1 protein-coding gene is annotated in these 429 nt (G+C 43.4%); it reads right to left on the bottom strand.

Going from position 1 to position 429, the window contains the following annotated elements; all coding sequences use genetic code 11:
* Positions 1 to 429: hypothetical protein (locus AB1471_RS17125; RefSeq protein ID WP_367780946.1), on the bottom strand; the 429-nt coding region annotated here is incomplete at both ends.

Below are 429 nucleotides of genomic sequence, written 5' to 3'. Positions count from 1 at the left end.
CGTTGTCCATTCAACCTCTTGACCGTTTGAAGACACTTCCCCCATTCGGTTCCATGTTCCATTGCTTTGATTGCTATCAAACATCGATAAAATGTATCCGTTATCCAGCTGCAACATCACGGGATTGTTTGAATTATGCGGTTCGTATTTCTCTGTCTCTCCAATTCTCCATATTAAATGAGGATCAACTACTTTATTGGTGCTTAGCCAAAGATGACCATCCGACTCGCTTTTGTGTGTCTTTAATGATCGTCCGTTATCCAACGCAGCGATCGAAGGTTGCAGCCCGTTGTCATAGGGGATGCCATTCGTGTGCCAAGACACTTCGTCATTGTCAAACGTTCCATATTCATAATAGACGCTCGTATTATCGACGCCCTGTCCTTCAAAAACCAACACAATATCGCCATTGGTCAATAACGTCACATT

The organism is Jeotgalibacillus marinus, assembly GCF_040801915.1.
Taxonomy (GTDB): domain Bacteria; phylum Bacillota; class Bacilli; order Bacillales; family Jeotgalibacillaceae; genus Jeotgalibacillus; species Jeotgalibacillus marinus.
The sequence above is the reverse complement of the archived record's forward strand: the minus strand, read 5'-3'. Positions and strand labels throughout refer to the sequence as shown.